The sequence below is a fragment of the Psychrobacter sp. 1Y4 genome, from assembly GCF_051847555.1.
On sequence record NZ_JBPYDE010000400.1, the window covers coordinates 1 to 790 of the forward strand.

General features: G+C 45.3%; 1 protein-coding gene and 1 pseudogene. Both read left to right on the plus strand.

Going from position 1 to position 790, the window contains the following annotated elements:
• A partial coding sequence (gene rsmI / locus ACS8FC_RS16590) for a 16S rRNA (cytidine(1402)-2'-O)-methyltransferase (protein ID WP_439297587.1) occupies window positions 1-625 on the plus strand: 625 nt, incomplete at its 5' end.
• A gap of 54 nt (window positions 626-679) precedes the next feature.
• A pseudogene (locus ACS8FC_RS16595) lies at window positions 680-790 on the plus strand (adenosine kinase); the annotation flags it as partial.

The following is a 790-nucleotide window of genomic DNA, read 5'->3' on the forward strand; positions in this document are numbered from 1 at the left end:
TGAGCAAGGTCATTCGGTTGCCTTGATTAGTGACGCTGGTACGCCACTGGTCAGTGACCCAGGTTATCAATTGGTACAGGCCGCACACGAAGCTGGCGTGACCGTATCACCTATCGTTGGAGCTTCTGCTGCTATTGGCGCATTGTCAGTCGCAGGGTTGCCATCAGATCGATTTAGCTTTATTGGGTTTTTACCAGCCAAAACTCACGGCCGTCAAAAACAACTGAACGATTTGATCGCACGTACCGAAACTCTGATATTTTATGAAGCGCCGCATCGCATCGTATCTAGTCTAGAAGATATGGCGACGATATTTGGTGCAGACCGTGCAGTGACTTTTTGTCGTGAATTGACCAAAACGTTTGAAACCGTACATAAAAGCACCCTTAGTGAGTTGGTCGAGTTTGTCAAAGCAGATGACAATCAACAACGAGGTGAGATCGTCGTGGTCGTCGCTGGTGTCGGTGTTGCAAAGGATACTGACGACATCAGTACTCATGATAAGTTGCTACAGCGTTTGCTAGAGGATCTATCGGTCAAAAAAGCAGCCGCGCTAGCCTCTGATATCACTGGTGTAAAAAAGAATGCACTTTATCAGCGTCTACTAGAGTTACAAGCTGACTAGTTTTTAGCAATAAAAAAGATAACTGTTTATAAATTAATTGAAGAGAGGTAAGCAATGTACGATGTAATGGCGATAGGTAATGCGTTGGTTGATCACGAATATGTGCTGTCAGATGCTGCGCTAGAAGAGACCGAGCTGACCAAGGGTAATATGACACTAGCAGAG